We start from the raw sequence: 21,277 nt of genomic DNA, 5'->3' as shown, positions 1-21,277 counted from the left end.
GTTTTTACGTCTCTGCCTTATTATCGGTGATGTTTGTAATCTATTACGCTAAAATTTGTATTGCCTAAAGAGTGAAACCTAGCACTGTATTTTTTACTGTCTTCTACCTACGCTTTAAAGCATGTCCTCTTTGGTGTTTTACTAATTTATTTTTTTTTATGTATGAAATATAGCTTACTTTTCTGTTGCGTTGCTGTATTTTTAGAATATAATTTCTCCTAATTATTAAATAGATTGTAAAATTAAATACCTGACATATAGATGTTTGTGATTTTTGTGTTTTTTTGCTGTAAGGTTTGTGTTTGATCCGTGTATCTATTACAAAATTTACGACGCCAATACATACAATGTATACAACCATAACGGAGATTACCGAATTATTAAAAAGATACTTGGAAGGGACTATACATCCCGAAAGCCATGTCGGCCTTCAACAACTTTTTGAGAAATATCCTGATTTATTGCTTATCGTCAATGAGCTCGAAGATCCAGCACAGCTGGAGTCTACCTTAGTTGCTTTTAAGCAGCTTAATACACTAGATGCTGCCGTTCAAGAGCAGCGTATTCTAGACCGTATCCTACAACAAGTGGAGGTTGCACCTCAACCTAAAGTTAAAAACAAACAATTGACGTTACTGCTTTATGCTGCTGTTGCTGCTTGTGTTTTGTTGGCTATAGGTTTGACCTTTCGAAAAATAAAGGAAAAGCCTGTTTATAGTGAAGAAGAAACGCTTGAGTTAGCTGGACAGCTTACGCCGGGTGGCAACCGTGCAGTCTTGACAGCTTCTGATGGAACGGCCTTGACGTTGAACGAGGATAAGGTCGGCATTGTAATGGGCGATGATATTACCTATGATGATGGCTCTGTTTTATTATCCGATAAAGAGGCTGCTGTGATGTTGATATTGAGCACACCTAAAGGAGGTCAGTATCAGATTGTTTTGGCTGATGGTACCAAAGTTTGGTTAAATGCAGGAAGTAAATTACAATATCCGAAGACTTTTACGGGGGATGTTCGTGAGGTAGAACTTGATGGTGAAGCTTATTTTGAGGTGGCTAAAAATAAGCTGAAGCCTTTTATTGTGAGCACACGTAACGAGAAGGTAGAAGTAATGGGTACACACTTTAATGTGAATGCCTATGCTGATGACCATGAATCCAAAGTTTCTTTGTTGGAAGGGAAGGTACGTGTTTCAGTTCCGCAAGGAGGCGAGAAGGTACTTAATCCGGGGCAACAAACAGTCGTTCGTGGCGAGCGTATTCGTGTTCAAGAAGTGAACTTAGATGAGATTATCGCTTGGAAGAATGGTGAATTTATGTTCAATAATGAAACACTTCGTACTGCTTTACGTCAGGTTTCACGTTGGTATGATATCGATATTCAAGTAGATCCAGCCTTGGCTGATATCACCCTTTGGGGAACGGTATCACGCCTAGACAATTTCGATAAGGTTTTAAAAGTGATTAAAATGACCGATGATAACATTAAAATTAACCTTGATGGGAGGAAGGTTCGACTTATGAAATAGAGGGGGGATTTATCCCGAATTTCGTAACCGTAAGGCATAAAAAAACCGAGAAAGGTGGCACTTTCCCGGCATACGGTTCGGAATCAATAAAAATTTTTGTGACTGTTAATTAATATAATACTAAACCAATCAAATGTAATGAAAAAAAATTTTTTGACGTGGGGAAATAAGTTATTTATTCCCATTAGTAAATGCCTCATTATGATAAAAATGATTGTTGCGCTGATCGTTGTGACGGCCAGCCAGCTCCAAGCGTCAACTTTTGCCCAGACCTTGTCTATCAAGAAGAGTAATAGCTCCATCGTTGATGTCTTTCGTGAGATAAAAAAACAAACGGGATATACCGTTTTATGTAAAGCTGATGTTATTAAAAATACACCTAATGTGAGTGTTAATTTTGATAATATCGGTTTGGAAAAAGCTTTGAACACGTTTCTTCCAACCTATGGTTTAACGTATGCCGTTGAAGGAAAATCTATCGTAGTTAAAGCTGCACCAGAAGTAACACGCGTTGCTAAAGAAGAAAAAGCACCTGTAAAGGTTGTTGCGGCAGAGCAAAAAGAGGTTCATGGTAAAGTGACCGATAGCGATGGTAAAGCGCTTTCAGGCGTTAGTGTTACCGTGAAAGGTGGTAAAGGGGCTACATCTACAAACGAGCAAGGGGCATTCAGCCTTCACGCTGACCGTGGTGCTGTTCTTGTCTTTACGATTATCGGTTTCGAAAAGAAAGAAGTAGAAGTTACGGCATCTGTTGTAAATGCTTCTTTGAAAGCTGTTGATTTTGGTTTGGAGGAGGTTATCGTGACAGGTTACGGTACGTTCAAAAAATCAGAATATACAGGTTCAGCTTCTGTTGTTCGTACGGATCGTATGGGTGATATTCCTGCTGTAGATTTCTCAACCATGTTGCAAGGTAATGCTCCAGGTGTGCAAGTAAACTCTCTTTCTGGTCAGCCAGGAGGTTCTACGGATATCCGTATTCGTGGTATGGGTTCTATTAATGCATCCAACCAGCCTTTATTCGTAATTGACGGTGTTCCTGTTATGTCTGGAAATATGGCGTCAAGCACCGCTAATAATGCTGGTTTTGATGTGATGTCTACGTTAAACACAGCGGATATCGAGCAGATTACGGTGATCAAAGATGCAGCAGCAGCTTCATTGTATGGTTCACGTGCTGCGGCCGGTGTTGTTTTAATTACGACGAAGTCTGGTAAAGCAGGTAAACCTGTATTTGGCGTTAAAGCAGATTATGGTTTGTCAAGCCAAGCTACAGATTATAGAGAGGTAATGAGCGGCCCTGATCGTCGTGAGATGTTGTTGGAAGGTTTGCGTAATCAAGCCCGTTATTTAAAAAATATTACTGATCCTACTTTAATTAATCAATTTGCAACCGATAATATCGATAAATATGCACCAGAGCCAAAAGATGGTTGGGTAGATTGGAAAAAAGAATTATTCCGTTCGACAGCACCATTTAAAAGTTTAGATTTCTCTGCTTCTGGTGGTGATCCTAAATTGTCATACTTCAACTCTTTGTCGTACATGAACCAAACAGGTTTGTCGTACCAATCAGATTTCGAGCGTCTTTCAGGCCGTTTGAATGTGAAGTATAAAATGAGCGATAAAGTAGAATTAGGAGCTAATATCTTGTATTCCAATGTAGAGCAAGATGTAAATGCTGAAGGTGGTACATATACTTCCCCAATTTATGCTTCTCGTCATAAAGTAACGGGTTCTGAGCCTGTTTATGTTGTTAACCCAGATGGTAGCAAGACGTTCTTTACTGATTTCTTCTCTAATGGAGAGCGTAATCCTAAAGCTGCATCACTGTACAACTACCGTAAGGAAAAAGCTAGCCGTTCGTTCAATACCTTGTTTATGAACTATAAATTGATTGACGGTTTATTATTCAATACGACTTTCAGTTTAGATCACACAACAACAAGATACAATGCTTGGTCTGACCCTCGTTCATCAGATGGTGAGAAAGCAAACGGTTCTTTAAGTTCAAGCTACAGAGACTATAACCAAATGGTTTGGAAAAATAGTTTGACCTACATAAAGAAATTTGATAAGCATAATGTTGATTTGTTAGCCGGTTATGAGGTAAATAAATATACGCGTGAAGACCTTTCGGGAGGAAAAGATAATTTCCCTTCGTATGATAAGATTTATCCATCTAACGGTTCTGTAATTACTGATTTTTCAGGAGCGCAGCAAGAATGGCGTTTATTATCTTACCTTTCTCGCGCAAACTATAACTACGATAATAAATATTTCTTAGGTGCTAGTATTCGTATGGACGGTAGTTCCCGTTTACATAGCGATAGCCGTTGGGGTAAATTCTGGTCACTTTCTGGTGCTTGGAAATTCTCTAATGAAGAGTTTATGCAGCCTATTGAAGATATTATTGGCGATGCAAAAGTTCGCGTATCTTATGGTACAAATGGTACATTACCATCGAGTCTATTTACCTATATGGACTTAACGGGATTTGGTTTCCCTTATTTCGGTAATCCAGGTATCCGCGAGACACAAATTGGTAATACGAAGTTGAAATGGGAGAAGCAAAATAATGTAAACGTAGGTTTAGATTTCCGCTTGTTAAACCGTGTTAATGTTACGTTGGAGTGGTACAATAGAGAGTCAGCAGATTTGTTGAACAGTATGCCAACTTCATACACAACAGGTTTCGCTTCGTACTTAACCAACATTGGTGCTATTCGTAACCGTGGATTTGAGGTTGATTTGAACGCTGATATCTTCCAAAAAGGAGATTTCAAATGGAATACAGCTTTAAACTTCGGTATGAACAGAAACAAAACGATCTCTTTAGCTGATGGAAGTGATGAGTTGAGAGATGGTACCTTGATTCACCGTGTAGGTAAACCTTGGAATAGCTACTACTTGATCGAATTTGCGGGTATCAACAAAGAAACGGGGGTTCCACAATACTATGTGAATGATCCAGCGAATATGGATTCACGCGAGATCACAGAGGTATCGAGTAAAGCAAACCGTATTTTATACAAAAATGTAGATGCTAAATTAGTAGGTGGTTTCACCAATAGTTTCCGTTACAAATTTATTGATCTAAACTTTACAATGTCATACTCTTTAGGTGGATATTCTTACGATCAGGGAGCTAGTAAAACTGACTTGGCTGGAAAAACAGGATTTGATAATATCCCACAATATTATTCAAGAAGATGGCAGAAACCAGGTGATGAAACGGATATCGAAATGTTCATGGTAGGTAATGCTTACGACATGAGTAGTGTGGCTAACACCCGTCGTGTACACAGTACAGATCATATTCGTTTGAAAAATCTAACCTTCGGTGTAACGGTTCCTAAAGACATCGCTCGTCAGCTTAAAGTGAGCAGCATTAGAGCATACTGTTCGGGTGTGAACTTGTTAACATTGGCAGCTTACAAAAACTACGATCCAGAGATTCCTGTGGATGGTTCTGTTTATTTTGAGTCGCCTAAAATGAAGACGGTAACTTTTGGTTTGGATATTAAGTTCTAAAGATTAAAACGAGATGAAAAATATATTTTCAATGGCAGCTGCTGCCAGTATATTATTTAGCGGATGTGGAAATTCTTGGTTAGAAAAAGCACAACCAAGTACCTCTACAGATAGCGAAAAAGCAATTACTTCACCACGTGATGCGCAATATGCGTTGAATGGTATTTACGATATCTTACGTGGTAGTGACTACTACGGTGCACGTATGACCTATTACGCCGATGTAACGGGGGAAGATATGTTGGCGAATGGCGATACAAAAAGAGCCGCTAAATTCTATCTTTTTGATTACAACAAAGATAATGCACCTTCTTCCTTATGGTACCAGCCTTATCGTGCTATCCGTAATGCAAACGGAATTCTTGACTATGTAAATAGTCAACCTGAAGGTTCGTTATCTGCGGAGTTGAATGATGTTAAAGGACAAGCTTTGACTATCCGTGCTATGGCACACTTCGACTTAGTTAAAGTATATGGTAAACCATTCACACAAGATGAGGGAGCTTCTACGGGGGTGCCAATCGAGACAGCTAAGCATGTCCCAACGAATAAACCAAGCCGCAATACGGTAAAAGAGGTTTATGCGCAGGTGATTAGTGATTTGGAGGCTGCTAGTATCTTATTAAGTCCTGCACGTAATGATGGTAAAATCAATAAGTTTGCTGCGGATCAATTGTTGGCGAGAGCCTACTTGTTCACGGGTCAAGATTTGAAAGCTTTCAATACGGCAACAAAGATGATTGATGCTGCTGCGGGAGTTAAAACGGCAACGAAAGGACAATATATTCTTTGGAAAAATGATGAGTACACCTCCGTGTGGGCTAAAGATTTTACTAATGAAATCTTATTCCAATTGTCCGTTACGAAAACAGAAAGTGGACCAGGTAAAGAAGGTGTCGGCAACTTGTTCTGGCGTTCGGGTTACAACGATATCATTCTTTCAGGAGACTATATGGCTTTGTTAAACCAAGATGCTAATGACGTACGTCTGAAGGTAATCACGAAATTCACGGATAGCAAAAAAGTAGATTTTTATTATTCGAATAAATACCCAGGAAACACAGCTTTAGGTGAAAATCCAGAGCAAGCTGATATTCCGGTATTACGTCTTTCGGAGGCTTATTTAATCGCTGCTGAAGCAGCTGTTAAGTTGGGCAACAATGCCGATGCTTTGAAATACTTAAACGCAATTGTTACGCGTGCTAATCCTGCTAAGTCGGTTACAGGAACGGTAACGTTGGCACGTGTTATGGAAGAGCGTCGTAGAGAGTTGGTTGGTGAAGGTCATCGTTTATTTGATGCGATGCGTAATAATTTACGTATTGAGCGTAAAAGCACAAGTCATTCTTCTCCTTCATTGACGGCACAAACGAAATCATTTGATCGTACATTTTCGAAAATTTTGATGGCTGTTCCGCGTATTGAGATGGATGCGAATCCGAATATTACACAAAATGATGGCTATTAATTAAAAAAATATGAATCCTAGCGTTTGTTTAACACTTTCAAAAAGTAAAAAATACTACCGCTCGTTGATTCGTACAAGCATAATTTTAAGCTTCGGTTTAAGTGTAGGGCTGTTCTACGCCCAGCCCGCACTTAGCCAAGTAAAAGAGGGACTATCTGAACAAGATGGTCCCTATGTTTTGTATGGGGAGGGCACAAGCAAGCTTATCCAGGTTCGAGCTGGTAAATTAGAGACTTCAGCATTACCTAATAAAGCTTCTCTATCCGTGATGACGGAGAATGGGCAGCATCATTTTGAGGTAGCTTTACATCCAATTAAAAAACCAGATTGGTCTTACAAGTCCAAAGGTGATATTCTTGTCTTGTCGGATCCACATGCCGATTTTGAATCTTTCTATTCCATCTTACGAGCACAGCAGGTCATTGGGGGCAATTATCAATGGACATTCGGCAAAAATCAGCTTGTAATTATTGGTGATGTGTTCGATCGTGGCGTCGATGTGCTACCTATCTTTTGGTTGATTTATAAGCTGGAAGCAGAGGCGGAGAAAGCAGGAGGTAAAGTACATTTCCTATTTGGCAACCATGAGGAAATGATTTTACGCGAGAACTTAAAATATAACGAATCTAAATATCTTGCTTTGAAAGATAAGCTGGGTATGGAGTATCGTGATTTATGGTCTGCTAATTCTGAGCTAGGACGTTGGTTACTTTCTCGTAACACCATGGAGAAAATTGGTGATAGACTTTTTGTTCATGCAGGTTTGAGTAGTCAGCTCTTGACGGACAAATGGACGATTCCTGCTGTGAATGATTCGGTGAGGAATAATATTTTCAAGACCAAAGCTGAACGTGAACAATCTCCCGCCGCAAAGTTTCTTTTCGGTAGTATTGGGCCGTTGTGGTACCGCGGTATGGTGCGTGATGAGGAAAAATACGAGCCTTTGGCTGAGCAAGATTTACAAAAGCTTTTAGTGTACTATGGCGTGAAAGAGGTGTATGTGGGGCATACTATCTTTCCAGAGGTGACGACTTTTTATGCGAACAGGGTATTTGCTGTAAACGTAAATAATCGTTCCAACCGTGAAAAAGGCCGCAGTAGAGGACTATTACTTAGAAAAGGTAAAACCTACCTGATCTTTGATGATCCAACTAAAAACATAGAAATAGATAAGTAGAAATTATTTATCCTATCTATGAAAAACAGGAAAATACCCGCTTAAAATTTATTTTAGGTGGGTATTTCTATTTTTGGATTCTGGGTTATACTTCTTTTATTAAAAAATATAAGGCATAAAAAACTCCGAGAGACTTATTGTCGCTCGGAGTTTTTGTTTGAAATAACTGTTTTAGGCAGCTACCGTTTTACCTCTTCCTGTTTCTTTTAAGATATAGCTCAAAAGTATAGCCAAAGCAATTGAGGCGACCCAAAATAAACCAGCTTGTTGAAAGTGCAAGGCTTTATGTGTCGTTGTCGCTAATGTTTTCCCAAATAGATGGGTAAATAGCGGGCTCAATAGCGTGGTGATAGAGAAAGTGATAAAGTTGATAGCACCTGTTGCACTACCTTTTACTTCATCCGGATTTGCTTCTTTAATTATTGAATATGGAATCATAGCAGCTCCTGAGCCTACCCCCAATAAGAACATACTGTAACTTTCAGGGATAAGATTCGGGAAGTAAAGAAGTAGTATTAAGCTACCAATCATCATCAAAGCACCAAAGCGCAGAACAGGCTTTCTTCGACCAATTTTATCGGTTACATAGCCTAAAATTGGACAGCCGAAGGCCCAACCAAAGGCTACCATCGCACTGCTTATCGAAGCGCTGTGGTAATCAAAGGCACGATCTTCCTGAAAAAAGGCCACAGCCCAAGTCATTGCAAAAATGGTCGTAGGTGCAAATAGCAAACCCGATATTACACCACATAACCACGATTGTGGATTGCTAAATACAATTTTGTAGGGATGTAATAATCCTGTTTTCTGCTGCGGAGCATTTTTTGTTTCCGCTGTTGCGTTGTTTTTTTTCTGACCCGGAATAACGATGCCTAAGCCAATTGCTACAACAATAGTAATAACACCTATCACTAACCAGAAAGTGTCTATGTGCATCCCCTTTTCCAGCATTGGAGCTACAATAAACTGTCCCGCAGAACCGCCAAGCATCCCTAAACATTGGGTAAAACCAATAGCTGTAGCTAAAGATTTCGCTGAGAATCCTTTACTGGCCAGATACACACACCCAGGAAAAGCGAATGCACATCCAGCACCTTGTAGTAGTCGCCCTGTCGTACCGACAAAAGCGGTCGATGCTAAGAAAAGTAAACAGCCTATACCCAGAATTAAAGTCCCGATGAAGAGGGAATACTTTGCTCCGAATTTATCGAGTGCAATTCCTGCCACCAAGCTACAGGTGGAATAGGTATAGTAATAGGTTCCGATAATCGTGATAAGTCCTACTGATGTTACATTAAATTGTTGTGACAACTGTGGTATCATCACCGCTGGTGCGGAACGAATAACATAGTCTAAAAAGTAAAAGAGTAGGCCGAATACCCAAGCTATGATGTAAAGTTTATTAGTCGTTTTATGGCTACTTATTTCCATGTTATAGTTTTTAATAACGAAGGTAAGGTTTTGCGACCTATTTTAAAGACTTTCTTTTAGATGCTTGTAATTTGATTTTATAGTATCCAATACTTCTTCCATTTTTCCGCCTAACATAAGCTTAGTCATAGATTTAGCCATTCCCACGACCTGTGCAAACTCTACTTTAGGAGGCATAGCTAGTGCGTTCGGGTTTGTGAAAATATTCAATAAAAAAGGACCTGGATGAGTAAACGCTTGCTTCAAGGCAGGCTCCACTTCTTCAGGGCTATGTACATTGAGCCCTTGAAAGCCCATCGCTTGCGCAATGCGGCTGAAATCAGGGTTCACCATATCCGTTTCGTTGTCTGGTAAACCAATTACTTGCATCTCTACTTTCACCATGCCTAGCGCTCTATTATTGAACACAATAATTTTCACAGGAATCTGGTATTGTTGAATGGTTGCTAGATCGCCCAGCAGCATGGAAAGTCCACCATCACCACACATGGCTATCACCTGTCTTTCTGGGTGGGCCAGAGCGGCACCAATAGCCATTGGCATTGCATTGGCCATAGAACCGTGATTGAAGGAGCCGAGCATTTTTCGTTCGCCTGTGCCATGGATAAATCGTGCTCCCCAAACACAGGTCATTCCCGTATCGACGGTAAAAATAGCGTTGTGGCTGGCTAGAGCATCAATAGTGTGTGCTACATATTCAGGTTGGATATTATCTTCTTTTCCTTGCTCTTTTACGTAGGTGAGCATATTTGCTTTTACCTTTTCATAAAAGTCTAACTGTGCATTAAGGAAGCTGCTATCTGTTTTTTCTTTTAGGAGCGGAAGTAGTGCATCAATGGTGTCGGCAATATCTCCACAAAGTCCTAGATGTAGGTTCGCACGTCTACCTAAGCGTTCGGCACTGGTGTCTATCTGTATAATTTTATTTTTCTCCGGCATGAATTTATCGTAAGGGAAATCCGTACCTAATAGCAGTACTAGGTCGGCCTCATGCATACTATGGTAGGCTGATGGCTGCCCTAGGAGCCCTGTCATACCAATTTCGTAAGGATTATTAGGCTGTATGCTCATCTTCCCACGGAAAGAGTAACCAACGGGGGCTTGCAGATGTTTGGCCAGTTGGACAACTTGTGCATGTGCATGTTCGGCGCCTATACCACAGTAAATTGTGATTTTAGGGCAACTGTTTATGGCCGATGCTAGGCTGTGAAGCTCATTGTCTGAAGGTCTAATAACCGGCTTGCAATGGAAAAATTGAGTAGAAGTATGTGTCTCTACTGCTGGTAATTGTGATACGTCTCCTGGCAAGCCAATAACGGATACTCCTTTTTTGCTTAAAGCATGTTGTATAGCTGTTTGAATAATTCGTGGTGCTTGTTCCGCATTTACAATCATCTGGTTGTAATGGGAGCAATCATCAAAAAGTTTAATGGTATTCGTCTCTTGGAAATAATCCATCCCCATTTCATCGGTATTAATTGTGGAAGCAATAGCCAGTAACGGAACATGGGAACGGTGAGCATCGTACAATCCGTTGATTAAATGTACATGACCAGGTCCGCAACTGCCTGCACATACCGCAAAACCATCAAGTTCAGCTTCCGCGGCAGCGGCATAAGCGCCTACTTCCTCATGTCTAACATGAATCCATTTGATTTTCCCACTCTTGCGTACTGCATCATTAAAATGGTTCAAACTATCGCCCGTAACGGCATAAACGCGCTTTACACCAGCGTCTATTAACATCTCTACTAATTGTTCTGCGACTATTTTACTCATGATTTCTCCTTGTTTTTACTTTAAAAACAGTTAAAGGAGCTATAAGGTTTTCCTCTTTTTCTAAACAAAAGAGAAAAATAGCTTACATTCGCTTTACCGAGTGGACCGTATACCCTTATGAAAACTTCTGAAAAGGCTTATCGTATTATAGCTATATCAAGTCTCTTGATCTTAGTTGCTGTACAATTTAAACTCATCTACAATACGTTTGAGCTGAAAAATAATCAGTATTATCTCAAAGAGAAGAAGACGCTGAACGATGCTTACTCAGTGCTCGTTCGCAACGATAAAGTTTATCCAGGAGCGCAGGCTATCATTGATCGCCATATTTATGGATTGATGGATGAGCTGAAATATACCTACTATAACCGGGCTAATGCACGATTAGCAGAGTTAAAGGATAAAATTTCCAGTGGTATTCTCGAAGAGTTGAAGTCGAGAAAGGATATGGATAAATTATTTTCTGCGATGGTAGTAGAGAATAATTTAAATCCAAACCTACGCTATGCGATTACCATCTCTCAGATTAGTTATACGTTTGATGGGATAAGCTATATTCCCATTTTTGATGCTAAAGCGAAAAATCCATCTGCTATATATGGTGAAATTGTCGCAGGAAGTTTACGCGATTTTGATAAGCAAAATCTGGTTTCCGCCTATATTGTCAACTCGCCACTAAAAGATTCCTATCAGATTTCTTTCTCTATGTATGTGGATCATAATAATCGTACGTTGCAAATTTTGGAAGATATGCTCCCTACCTTTCTTTTAGCTGTAGGGTCAATTTTGTTTGTAATCGGCATTTACTATAAGACCTATAAAAATTGGATGGAGCAGAAGAAGCTTACGGCGATGACCTCTGATTTTTTAAATAGCATATCTCATGAGTTCAATACCCCTGTAGCGACGATATTGGTCGCAAATCATAGCCTACTTAAGGACGAGATTATTAAAGATGCACGGAAGGTTAAAGAGTTGTCTGCCGTTATTGATAGGCAAGCGCAGCGACTAAAGAAGTTGATTAAACAGTCGTTGACTATCACGAAGTTATCGGATGTTAATTTGGATAAAACAACCGTTGAATTTGTGCCACTATTATTGGAGTCTTTAGCTGACTATAGCCTGAAGCTTGATCATACAGTGCAGCTTGATCCTGAAATGACAGATGCGCATGGAGAGGTGTTGCTCAATAAGTTTTTGTTTACGACGATGCTTTACAATTTGTTAGATAATGCTATTAAGTATAATAGCAGTAAGGCAAAACAAGTGGTTGTGCGCCTAAGGATGGAAGAAAATCAATTGATTTTATCAATTATTGATAATGGAGTTGGTATAGCTCCCGAAACTTTAGCTTATATTTACAATAGATTCTACCGCGGTAAACACTCCATTCAAGCCGATGGCTTAGGTTTGGGCCTATATTATGTGCAGCAAGTTGTTAAATTACATCAATGGGATTTACTCGTTCAGTCCGAAGTAGGGAAGGGGTCTACCTTCGAAATCAAAATGAAAATTGTCGAATAAATTAGAAGAATGAAAGCTAAGTTACTATTTGTCGAAGATGAGATTGATTTAGGCAATGTTGTAAAGCAATATTTAGAATTGAACAACTTTGAAGTTGTATGGATGCTTAATGCGACAGAAGCTTATGAACGCGTCAAAGCGAACGAACATTTTGATTTGATGCTTTTTGATGTTCAACTTCCAGATTATGATGGTTTTGAGTTAGCGCGCAAAATTCAGATACATGCCGCTGATTCCTGTTTTTTATTTTTAACGGCCCGTAAAGAAAAGGTAGATAAAATAAATGGATTGGCACTTGGTGCGGATGATTACATAACAAAGCCTTTTGATATTGATGAGCTTATCCTACGTATAAAAATGATTTTGAGACGCTCGGGTTTTCAAATGACACAAGTAGAAAATAAAGCGACCAATGATAACTCGTTCCAAACGGATGACGTGGTCTTTGATGCCGATTTAATGCAGCTTAGTATTGCGGGTAAAGATGTCGTGCTCACACAGCGAGAGGTGAACCTTCTCGAAATATTCTATCAAAATAGAAATAAAGTCCTTAAAAGGGAACAAATATTAACCGAACTCTGGGGAGAAAATGATTACTTCATGGGACGGAGCCTTGATGTATTTATTTCTCGGCTACGCAAAATTTTAAGTAAGTCTAAAACCGTACGCATTGACAATATCTATGGTGTTGGTTTTATTTTCAAACTATCTGTGTAAACTAATTTCTTTCTTGTAATTGTCTTTTATTAAGTTATTTATCATTTTCTATTCTCTTTAACATTTCATTAACATTTTGTTAGGATTGGGTTAACAGCTTCCTTTTCTATTAATACCTAATTTTAACATTACTAAGCTAAAACGAATTAGCCTTAATGGGCTGATTTGAATTATGAAAAGTGTTAAAACTGACCATTTTACAATTATGAATACACAGAAAAAGTTAACTAGAATGTCTTTTTACCTGCTTTTAGGCCTATTGGGTACAGCATGTAGTAAAGACAAAACAAAGGATTATCCGCTCCTTCCAGAAGAACAGGAAAAGGAGATGGATATTACGGCCTATGGCGTGCTCAAAGTAAATCGAGAAAACGCAAATGGTAAAGATGGCGGAGAGGGTTCGCTAAAGGTTGTTGATGAGGATTATAAATCAAAGTATTTGATTAACCCTTATCAAAATGATATGTACATCCAGCTTGGTTTTCCTGGTACTATTAAGTTAGGTGCTTATACCTTGACTTCGGGAAATGATGCCCCCGGGCGTGATCCTAAAGATTGGACGATTACTGGTTCCGCAGATGGTACGACTTGGAAAATTGTTGATGAACGTAAAGATGAAAAATTTGCTGGTAGAAATGAAACACGAAGATTTCAAATTACGACTACAGAAAGCTTTAAATTCTACCGAATTAACATCTTGAGTAACGGTGGTGAGAGCTTGTTCCAGCTGTCCGAATTTCGTTTGATCAATGCTCCAGGTAACTAACTAGCGTTAATCAATACATTTCAAACCAAAAACTAATCAAATCTAAATGAAACATAAAATTTTACTCCATAGAGTAGCAGCTACTATGCTATTTACTTTGGGAATTATATGCACAAGCTCATTTCAACAAACCTATGCACAAAATACAAATATGCAAGTGCAAGGTATTGTGAAAGACGAGTTGAATGCTGCTTTGATCGCAGTCAGCGTGACGAACTTAAACTCTAAAGTAACAGTTAGCACTGACGCAAAGGGCTTCTTCAGTATTTTGGCACAACGAGGTGATTCTCTTCAAGTAAGCCATGTTGGTTTTCAGGAATATAAAACAGCAATCAATACAACTATTAGTTTGAATATTGTGCTAAAAGCTTTAAGCAACAGTCTTAACGAAGTTGTTGTTGTAGGCTTTGGACAACAGAAGAAAATAAGTCTTGTGGGATCACAGTCTAGCGTAAATGTCGAAGATCTTAAGGTTCCGGTGGCAAATTTAAGTGCGGCTTTAGCAGGACGTATCTCTGGTCTTGTAGGCGTACAAAGGTCGGGGTTGCCAGGGTCCGATGGTGCTGACTTATGGATTCGTGGTATTTCAACATTCAATGGGTCGGGAAATAATGCTTCTCCTTTAATTGTTGTGGATGGGGTGCAAGGCCGAGATTTGAATAGTTTGGATGCAGAAGATATTTCTTCTTTTACCATTTTGAAAGATGCTTCGGCTACAGCTGTCTATGGTGTGGCTGGTGCAAATGGTGTAATCTTAATTACCACAAAAAAGGGTGTTAATGGGAAACCTAGTTTAATGGTGTCCTATAATCAAGGTATTACTTCTTTCACAAAGAGACCTGAGTTGATGGACGGGGTTGGCTATATGCTGTTACGTAATGAAGCGCGTTTGGCTTCAGGAATGGATAAAGAGTATTCTAATAATTATATTAACTCTACGATTCTTGGGGAAGATCCATATCTATATCCTAATGTGAACTGGATGGATGCTTTATTTACAAATACAGCACAAAATAGAAGAGCAAATTTTAGTGCACGAGGTGGGTCTGATTTTGCAAACTATTATGTTTCTGTTGCTTATTATGATGAGGAAAGTTTGTTAAGAACGGATAAGTCTCAAAAGTACGATGCATCAACACGCTTTAAACGTTATAATTTCACATCGAATACTTCGATGAATTTAACATCCACTACGAAATTTGACCTAGGTATCCAAGGTTATATTGCAGGAACAAATACACCCGGTATTGGACCAAATGATGCCTTTGCTGCCGTGATGCAAACAAATCCTGTTTTGTATCCTATTATGTATCCAGGGAATTTGGTACCAGGGGTAAGTTCACGTGGTGCACAACCTAACCCTTATGCAATGGTGACACAAACGGGTACATCAAATGTGTTTGGAAACCAAGTCATGTCTAATGCAAAATTGACTCAAGATTTGAAATTCATAACTCCAGGTTTATCAGCTTATGGTTTGTTTTCATTTGATATTTGGAACTCACACACGATTCGTAGATTCAGAAGTAGAAGTCAGTATTTGGTTAATCGTTTGTTCCCTTATGATGACCAGGGTAATTTGATTTTAAATTTAATTGCTCCAGGTTCAGATAATTTGGAGTTTTATAAGGCGAATGATTCAAAAAGACAGTTTTATGCCGAAGCAGCGTTAAATTATACGAAGACGATTAATGAGAAACATCAGCTATCGGCAATGTTTTTATTCAATCAGCGCGAGCAAGTTTTTGCTTTTGCCAATGATGTAACTTCTTCTTTGCCTTATCGTAGTCAAGGTTTGGCAGGTCGTGGTACCTACTCATTTGACGAACGATATTTTGTTGAAGCTAACTTTGGATATAATGGTTCTGAAAACTTTGCCCCAGGCAATAAATTCGGTTTCTTCCCTTCTTTTGGTGCTGCTTGGGTTATTTCAAATGAAAAATTCTATGAATCGTTTAAAGATAAAGTTGATTTCTTAAAAATTAGATATTCAAACGGTATCGTTGGAGATGGAGGGAATGGCGGACGTCGTTTTGGCTTTATGACGATTGTTAAGACAGATGCTTCTGGCTATACCTTTGGTAATGGTACCAATAACAGAACAATTGGTGGTACGGCTATTTCAGATTATGGAACGGACGTTCACTGGGCTGAATCGCATAAGCAAAATTTAGGTTTGGAATTTAAAACCTTGAATTCTAAATTATCGGTTAACGTTGATGTGTTTAAAGAGCGTAGAACAGGTATTTTCTTGCAAAGAGAGTCTTTGCCTGATGTCGTTGGATTGAATAGTCGTCCTTGGGGAAATCTAGGTATTTTAGATAATAAAGGTATCGATGCTACGATTGAGTTATCACCAACAAAGATTGGTAATGTTTATCTTGATATGCGTGGTACATTTACCTACAATAAAGATAACGTAATTGAGAATGATTCACCAAAACAACCATTTTCATACATGGAGCGTAGAGGGGTAAATTACCTTTCCCGTTTTGGCTACATTGCTGAAGGAATCTTCCAGAGTCAAGGCGAAATCGATGCACATGCTAACCAATCTGCATTAGGAGCCCCTCGTGTTGGTGATTTAAAATACAAAGACTTAAACGGTGACGGCATTGTCGATGCGAATGATAGAACACGTATTGGTAATGGTGATGTGCCTAGAATGGTATTTGGTGCTGGTTTTAATGTTTCATGGAAACAGTTTTATTTTGGTGCTTTCTTCCAAGGTGTTTCTGGAGCCGATACGCAATTGAATGGCGATGGTGTTATTCCTTTTAACAACAGTACGGGTGCTGAACGTTCCAACTTATTCACGGTTGCTGAAGATCGTTGGACACCTGAAAATCCTAACCCTAATGCTTTTTATCCGCGTTTAGCTTATGGAAACACGGCAAATAGAAATAATGCTGTAGCCTCTACATGGTGGATAAAAGACATTAGTTTTGTTCGCTTGAAGACCTTAGATTTTGGCTATAATATAAAGAAGGGAACGTTTGATAAAATTGGATTACGTAGTGGGCGTGTTTTTGTTCAAGGTATGAACTTATGGTATTGGAGTCCGTTTAAACTTTGGGATCCAGAATTGAATACAGGGAATGGTACAAAATATCCAAATATCAGAAACATTACGTTAGGTATTCAAGCTAATTTTTAACCTCTCAAATTAAGCCTTAAAACATGAAAATAAAAAAAATTATATATATACTGCTAGGTTGTGCAACTTTAACCAGTATGAGCTCCTGTGAGAAATATTTGAGCCAGGTGCCTGATGATGTATTGACCGTAGAAGATATCTTCAAGTCAAAAGATAATACCGATAAATTTCTCGCGAATATTTATAACGTATTACCCAATGAGTTAACGCAACGTTTTGCGGCAAATGAGAACTCCGGTGTTTGGACAGCCTCTTCCGATGAGGCTAAATATACTTGGGATTTCAATTATAGTAATAATATGAACCGTTCTGTATGGAGTAATACCGACGGCGTGGTAGCGAGTTACTGGTCTAATTACTATAAAGGGATTCGTAATGCTACTTATTTTATTCAGAATATTGATAAAGCAACACCTGAAGTGACAGACGTCATGAAGGCTACTTTTAAAGCAGAGGCTAGAGCTTTACGCGCTTTGTATTATTTTTATTTAGCACGTACCTATGGACCAGTTCCCGTGATTGGCGAAAATTATCTAGACCTTAACGCACCTTTGAGTGATCTTAAACTGTCTCGTGCTCCTTTTGATGATGTGATTAATTTTGTGGTGACGGAGCTTAATGCAGCTTATGCCAACTTACCATATTTGCCTGAATCTGAAGAGTATGGTCGTATCACAAAGGGAGTTGCTAAAGCATATGTCGCGGAAGCATTGTTGTTGAAAGCGAGTCCATTATTTAATGGGAACCCTGACTTTGCTAGTGTTAAGAATGTTGACGGAACACCTTTGTTTAGCACAAGTAATGACGTCAATAAGTGGAGAGAAGCTGCTCAGGCTTCTAAAGCCTTCATTGATGAATTCGTTCCAAACTATTATAGCTTATATAAAGTGACGAATGCTGACCCTTTTATTGCGGCTTACTTATCATGTCGTAATGTAATGACGACAGACTGGAATTCGGAATGGATCTTTGCACGTTCTATTAGTGGAAATAATGCACAGTATGACCGCACACCTAAACATGTTGGTTTTCCTTCTGCGGCACAAGGTGGAGGTGCTTTAGGGGCAACACAAAAGATGGTAGACGCCTATTTTACAGCTAATGGTCGTTCTATTGATGATCCTACATCGGGTTATGTAGCCTCAGGATTTGGATCATATAAGGCTCCATATGATGTGGCAAGTCGTACGACTTATAATCCTTGGACTAATAGAGAGCCTCGTTTCTATGTGGGTATCACATATAACGGTAGTTACTGGTTAAATCAAGCACAAAGTAGCACACCTGTGTTATCGTTGTTTAACTTCTCTGGTAACTCAGGACGTTCACAAAGTACATCTGATGTTACACCAACGGGATATACGGTGCGTAAAAATGTTGCGACAACTGGTAATAGCAGAGGTGCTTTATTGTTGCGTTTAGCAAATGTTTACTTAAATTATGCCGAAGCTTTGAATGAGTCAGATCCAGGTAATGCGGATATATTAAAATACGTAAATTTGATTCGTGAAAGAGCGGGGGTTCCAATTTATGGAGGAGGTGCTGGACAAGTTGCTACAGCAACAGATCAAGCTACTGTCCGTGAGTTGATTCGCAAAGAAAGAAAAGTAGAATTGGCCTTTGAAAATGTACGTTATTTCGATACACGTCGTTGGAAAATTGCTGAAAACACAGATGCTGGTGACTTTTATGGTATGAACATGGCCGCTAATGGCGATGATTTCTACAAGAAAACATTAATTGAAACCAGAGTTTTCAAAAAGGAAAGGGATTATTTATTTCCTGTACCTAACAATGAAATTCTAAGAAACGAAAACCTTGTACAAAACAAAGGTTGGTAAGCGTAGAAACAAGTTAACAGATAATGAATATAAGTACGTTAAAATCGAGGTTATTAAATGCCTCAGTAGCCCTAACGTTGTGTTTCACGGCCTCACAAGCCGTGGCACAGACGTTTCGTGTCAAAGAGAAGGATCCTGTAGACTTCGTTAACCCTTTAATGGGTACGGATTCTAAAGGTTCGCTATCCAATGGAAATACCTACCCTGCGGTTGGACTTCCTTGGGGAATGAACATGTGGACACCACAAACCGGTAAAATGGGAGATGGATGGCAGTACACTTACGCTTCGGATAAAATCCGTGGTTTAAAGCAGACGCACCAGCCTTCCCCTTGGATGAATGATTACGGTCAGTTCTCCTTGATGCCTGTTTCTGGGAAAGGTGTGTTCGACCAAGATGAACGCGCAAGTTGGTTTTCGCATAAAGCAGAAATCGCTAAGCCTTACTATTATAGCGTTTACTTAGCAGACCACGACGTGACGGCGGAGATTACGCCGACAGAGCGTGCTGCGATGTTCCGCTTCTCGTTCAATAAAACGGATAGTGCTTTTGTGGTATTAGATGCTTTTGATCGTGGTTCTGAGGTGCAGATTATACCAGAGAAAAACATGATTATTGGTTACTCTTCACGTTACAGCCGTGGAAAATTAACCAATTTCAAAAACTATTTCGTTATCGTTTTCGACAAACCATTTACGAACTACAGCATTTGGGAAGGTAAAGAGAAAAAGAATGGTGTGCTTAAATTACAAGCAGAGCATGTTGGTGCAATCGTAGGCTTCAAGTCTAAAGGAAAGTCCGACATTATTCATGCGCGTGTAGCATCTTCTTTTATCAGTCCTGAGCAAGCAGTTCAAAACTTGAAAGAGCTAGGACAAGATAGCTTTGATCAAGTAGCACAAAAAGGTCGCGATATTTGGAACAAAAAGTTAGGTCAATTGAAAGTAGAAGGTGGTACCGTTGATGAGATGCGTACTTTCTATAGCTCTTTGTACCGTACGTTGTTCTTCCCGAACAAATTGTATGAGATCAATGCTGCAGGTGAAATTGTACACTGGAGCCCTTACAATGGAAAAGTGTTACCAGGTTACATGTTCGGAGGAACAGGATTCTGGGATACTTTCCGTGCTTTATATCCTTTGTTAAATATGGTATACCCATCAATCAACAAGGAGATGCAAGAAGGTTTATTAAACTGCTACAAAGAAGGTGGTTTCTTACCAGAGTGGAGTAGTCCAGGTTTTGCAGACATCATGGTGGGTAACAACTCGGCATCCGTAGTAGCAGAAGCCTACTTAAAAGGTCTTCGTGGTTACGACATCAATACCTTGTATGAAGCATTACAACATGGTGCAAACAATGAAGGTCCGATGACGGCTGTAGGTCGTAAAGGCGTAGCTTACTATAATGATTTAGGATATGTTCCTTACGATGTTGGAATCAACGAAAATGCAGCACGTAGTTTAGAATATGCATACGATGACTTCGCAATCTACCGTTTGGCGAAAGCGCTAAACCGTCCGAAAGAAGAAATCGAATTGTACGCTAAGCGTAGCCAGAACTACAAAAAGTTATTCGATCCGTCGACAAACTTAATGCGTGGTAAGAATAAAGACGGCTCATTCCAGTCGCCATTCAACCCGTTGAAATGGGGAGATGCTTTCACCGAAGGTAACAGCTGGCATTACTCCTGGTCTGTATTCCACGATGTTCAAGGTTTAATTGACTTGATGGGTGGTAAAAAGACTTTCGTAAACATGCTAGACTCTGTATTTAACCAATCTCCAGCATATGATGAAAGCTACTACGGTGGTGTTATTCACGAAATTCGTGAGATGCAGATTGCGGATATGGGACAATATGCACATGGTAACCAGCCTATTCAGCACATGATTTACTTGTACAACTATGCAGGTGAGCCTTGGAAAACACAATACTGGACACGCGAAGTGTTAAACCGTATGTATTCTGCAACACCTGATGGTTACTGTGGTGATGAAGATAACGGTCAAACTTCAGCTTGGTATGTGTTCTCTGCTTTAGGTTTCTATCCCGTATGTCCAGCAATGGATGAGTATGTATTAGGTGCTCCTTTGTTCAAAAAAGCGACAGTTACTTTAGAAAATGGTAAAACATTTACAATTGAGGCTCCAGCAAACAACGAAGAGAATCTTTACGTAAAAGCAGCAACATTAAACGGTAAAAATTTCGATCAAAACTTTATTAAGCACGACCAAATTTTCAAAGGCGGTGTGTTGAAGTTTGATATGGATAGCAAAGCCAACAAAACAAGAGGTACAAAAGAGTCGGCATACCCGTATTCTTTCACTACCGATAAAAACAAATTTTAAGTA

12 protein-coding genes are annotated in these 21,277 nt (G+C 39.4%); 10 read left to right on the top strand and 2 right to left on the bottom strand.

Features of this window, described 5'->3' with window-relative positions; translation table 11 throughout:
* The first annotated feature begins 347 nt into the window (after window positions 1–347).
* From WH223_RS06175 to WH223_RS06160, 4 genes are all read left to right on the top strand, one after another.
* Window positions 348–1,529, top strand: coding sequence for a FecR family protein (locus WH223_RS06175; protein WP_340046668.1), 1,182 nt, complete (start codon window positions 348–350; stop codon window positions 1,527–1,529).
* Between the two features lie 201 nt (window positions 1,530–1,730).
* A complete protein-coding gene (locus tag WH223_RS06170; RefSeq protein ID WP_340046667.1) occupies window positions 1,731–5,063 on the top strand; it encodes a TonB-dependent receptor in 3,333 nt (1,110 codons plus the stop codon).
* A gap of 13 nt (window positions 5,064–5,076) precedes the next feature.
* Window positions 5,077–6,531, top strand: coding sequence for a RagB/SusD family nutrient uptake outer membrane protein (locus WH223_RS06165; RefSeq protein ID WP_340046666.1), 1,455 nt, complete (start codon window positions 5,077–5,079; stop codon window positions 6,529–6,531).
* Window positions 6,532–6,541: 10 nt separating this feature from the next.
* Window positions 6,542–7,708, top strand: coding sequence for a metallophosphoesterase (locus tag WH223_RS06160; protein WP_340046665.1), 1,167 nt, complete (start codon window positions 6,542–6,544; stop codon window positions 7,706–7,708).
* 171 nt (window positions 7,709–7,879) lie between these two features.
* On the opposite strand, the gene WH223_RS06155 is transcribed toward WH223_RS06160, so the two are convergent.
* On the bottom strand, window positions 7,880–9,139 hold the full coding sequence (locus WH223_RS06155) for an MFS transporter (RefSeq protein WP_340046664.1): 1,260 nt from the start codon (window positions 9,137–9,139) through the stop codon (window positions 7,880–7,882).
* A 42-nt stretch (window positions 9,140–9,181) separates the two neighbouring features.
* Window positions 9,182–10,918 carry a thiamine pyrophosphate-dependent enzyme gene (locus WH223_RS06150; protein ID WP_340046663.1) on the bottom strand — a complete coding sequence of 579 codons (1,737 nt, stop codon included), beginning with the start codon at window positions 10,916–10,918 and terminating at the stop codon, window positions 9,182–9,184.
* A 117-nt stretch (window positions 10,919–11,035) separates the two neighbouring features.
* Between WH223_RS06150 and WH223_RS06145 the strand changes: the two genes are divergently transcribed.
* The 6 genes from WH223_RS06145 to WH223_RS06120 all read left to right on the top strand — a co-directional run bounded on the left by WH223_RS06145 (window position 11,036) and on the right by WH223_RS06120 (window position 21,274).
* Entirely contained in the window at window positions 11,036–12,442 is a 1,407-nt protein-coding gene (locus WH223_RS06145) for a sensor histidine kinase (RefSeq protein WP_340046662.1), read from the top strand.
* Window positions 12,443–12,451: 9 nt separating this feature from the next.
* The gene (locus WH223_RS06140) at window positions 12,452–13,159 is read left to right on the top strand and encodes a response regulator transcription factor (protein ID WP_340046661.1); all 708 of its coding nucleotides are present in this window, start codon (window positions 12,452–12,454) and stop codon (window positions 13,157–13,159) included.
* A 205-nt stretch (window positions 13,160–13,364) separates the two neighbouring features.
* On the top strand, window positions 13,365–13,925 hold the full coding sequence (locus tag WH223_RS06135) for a discoidin domain-containing protein (RefSeq protein WP_340046660.1): 561 nt from the start codon (window positions 13,365–13,367) through the stop codon (window positions 13,923–13,925).
* Window positions 13,926–13,971: 46 nt separating this feature from the next.
* The gene (locus tag WH223_RS06130; protein ID WP_340046659.1) at window positions 13,972–17,082 is read left to right on the top strand and encodes a SusC/RagA family TonB-linked outer membrane protein; all 3,111 of its coding nucleotides are present in this window, start codon (window positions 13,972–13,974) and stop codon (window positions 17,080–17,082) included.
* A 23-nt stretch (window positions 17,083–17,105) separates the two neighbouring features.
* Complete coding sequence (locus tag WH223_RS06125) at window positions 17,106–18,923, top strand: RagB/SusD family nutrient uptake outer membrane protein (RefSeq protein WP_340046658.1); 1,818 nt, start codon at window positions 17,106–17,108, stop codon at window positions 18,921–18,923.
* Between the two features lie 23 nt (window positions 18,924–18,946).
* Window positions 18,947–21,274: a GH92 family glycosyl hydrolase gene (locus tag WH223_RS06120; protein ID WP_340046657.1), complete on the top strand. Its 2,328-nt coding sequence runs from the start codon at window positions 18,947–18,949 to the stop codon at window positions 21,272–21,274.
* The last annotated feature ends 3 nt before the right edge of the window (window positions 21,275–21,277 follow it).

The organism is Sphingobacterium sp. MYb382, assembly GCF_037572665.1.
Lineage (GTDB): Bacteria > Bacteroidota > Bacteroidia > Sphingobacteriales > Sphingobacteriaceae > Sphingobacterium.
This window is presented reverse-complemented; position numbering and strand designations above follow the sequence as displayed.

What these genes read in the sequence shown, in the direction of transcription:
- WH223_RS06140 (WP_340046661.1), top strand. Translation starts at nt 12,452, where the DNA reads ATGAAAGCTAAGTTACTATTTGTCGAAGATGAGATTGATTTAGGCAAT.
- WH223_RS06150 (WP_340046663.1), bottom strand. Translation starts at nt 10,918, where the DNA reads ATGAGTAAAATAGTCGCAGAACAATTAGTAGAGATGTTAATAGACGCT.
- WH223_RS06160 (WP_340046665.1), top strand. Translation starts at nt 6,542, where the DNA reads ATGAATCCTAGCGTTTGTTTAACACTTTCAAAAAGTAAAAAATACTAC.
- WH223_RS06135 (WP_340046660.1), top strand. Translation starts at nt 13,365, where the DNA reads ATGAATACACAGAAAAAGTTAACTAGAATGTCTTTTTACCTGCTTTTA.
- WH223_RS06120 (WP_340046657.1), top strand. Translation starts at nt 18,947, where the DNA reads ATGAATATAAGTACGTTAAAATCGAGGTTATTAAATGCCTCAGTAGCC.
- WH223_RS06170 (WP_340046667.1), top strand. Translation starts at nt 1,731, where the DNA reads ATGATAAAAATGATTGTTGCGCTGATCGTTGTGACGGCCAGCCAGCTC.
- WH223_RS06175 (WP_340046668.1), top strand. Translation starts at nt 348, where the DNA reads ATGTATACAACCATAACGGAGATTACCGAATTATTAAAAAGATACTTG.
- WH223_RS06125 (WP_340046658.1), top strand. Translation starts at nt 17,106, where the DNA reads ATGAAAATAAAAAAAATTATATATATACTGCTAGGTTGTGCAACTTTA.
- WH223_RS06155 (WP_340046664.1), bottom strand. Translation starts at nt 9,139, where the DNA reads ATGGAAATAAGTAGCCATAAAACGACTAATAAACTTTACATCATAGCT.
- WH223_RS06130 (WP_340046659.1), top strand. Translation starts at nt 13,972, where the DNA reads ATGAAACATAAAATTTTACTCCATAGAGTAGCAGCTACTATGCTATTT.
- WH223_RS06165 (WP_340046666.1), top strand. Translation starts at nt 5,077, where the DNA reads ATGAAAAATATATTTTCAATGGCAGCTGCTGCCAGTATATTATTTAGC.
- WH223_RS06145 (WP_340046662.1), top strand. Translation starts at nt 11,036, where the DNA reads ATGAAAACTTCTGAAAAGGCTTATCGTATTATAGCTATATCAAGTCTC.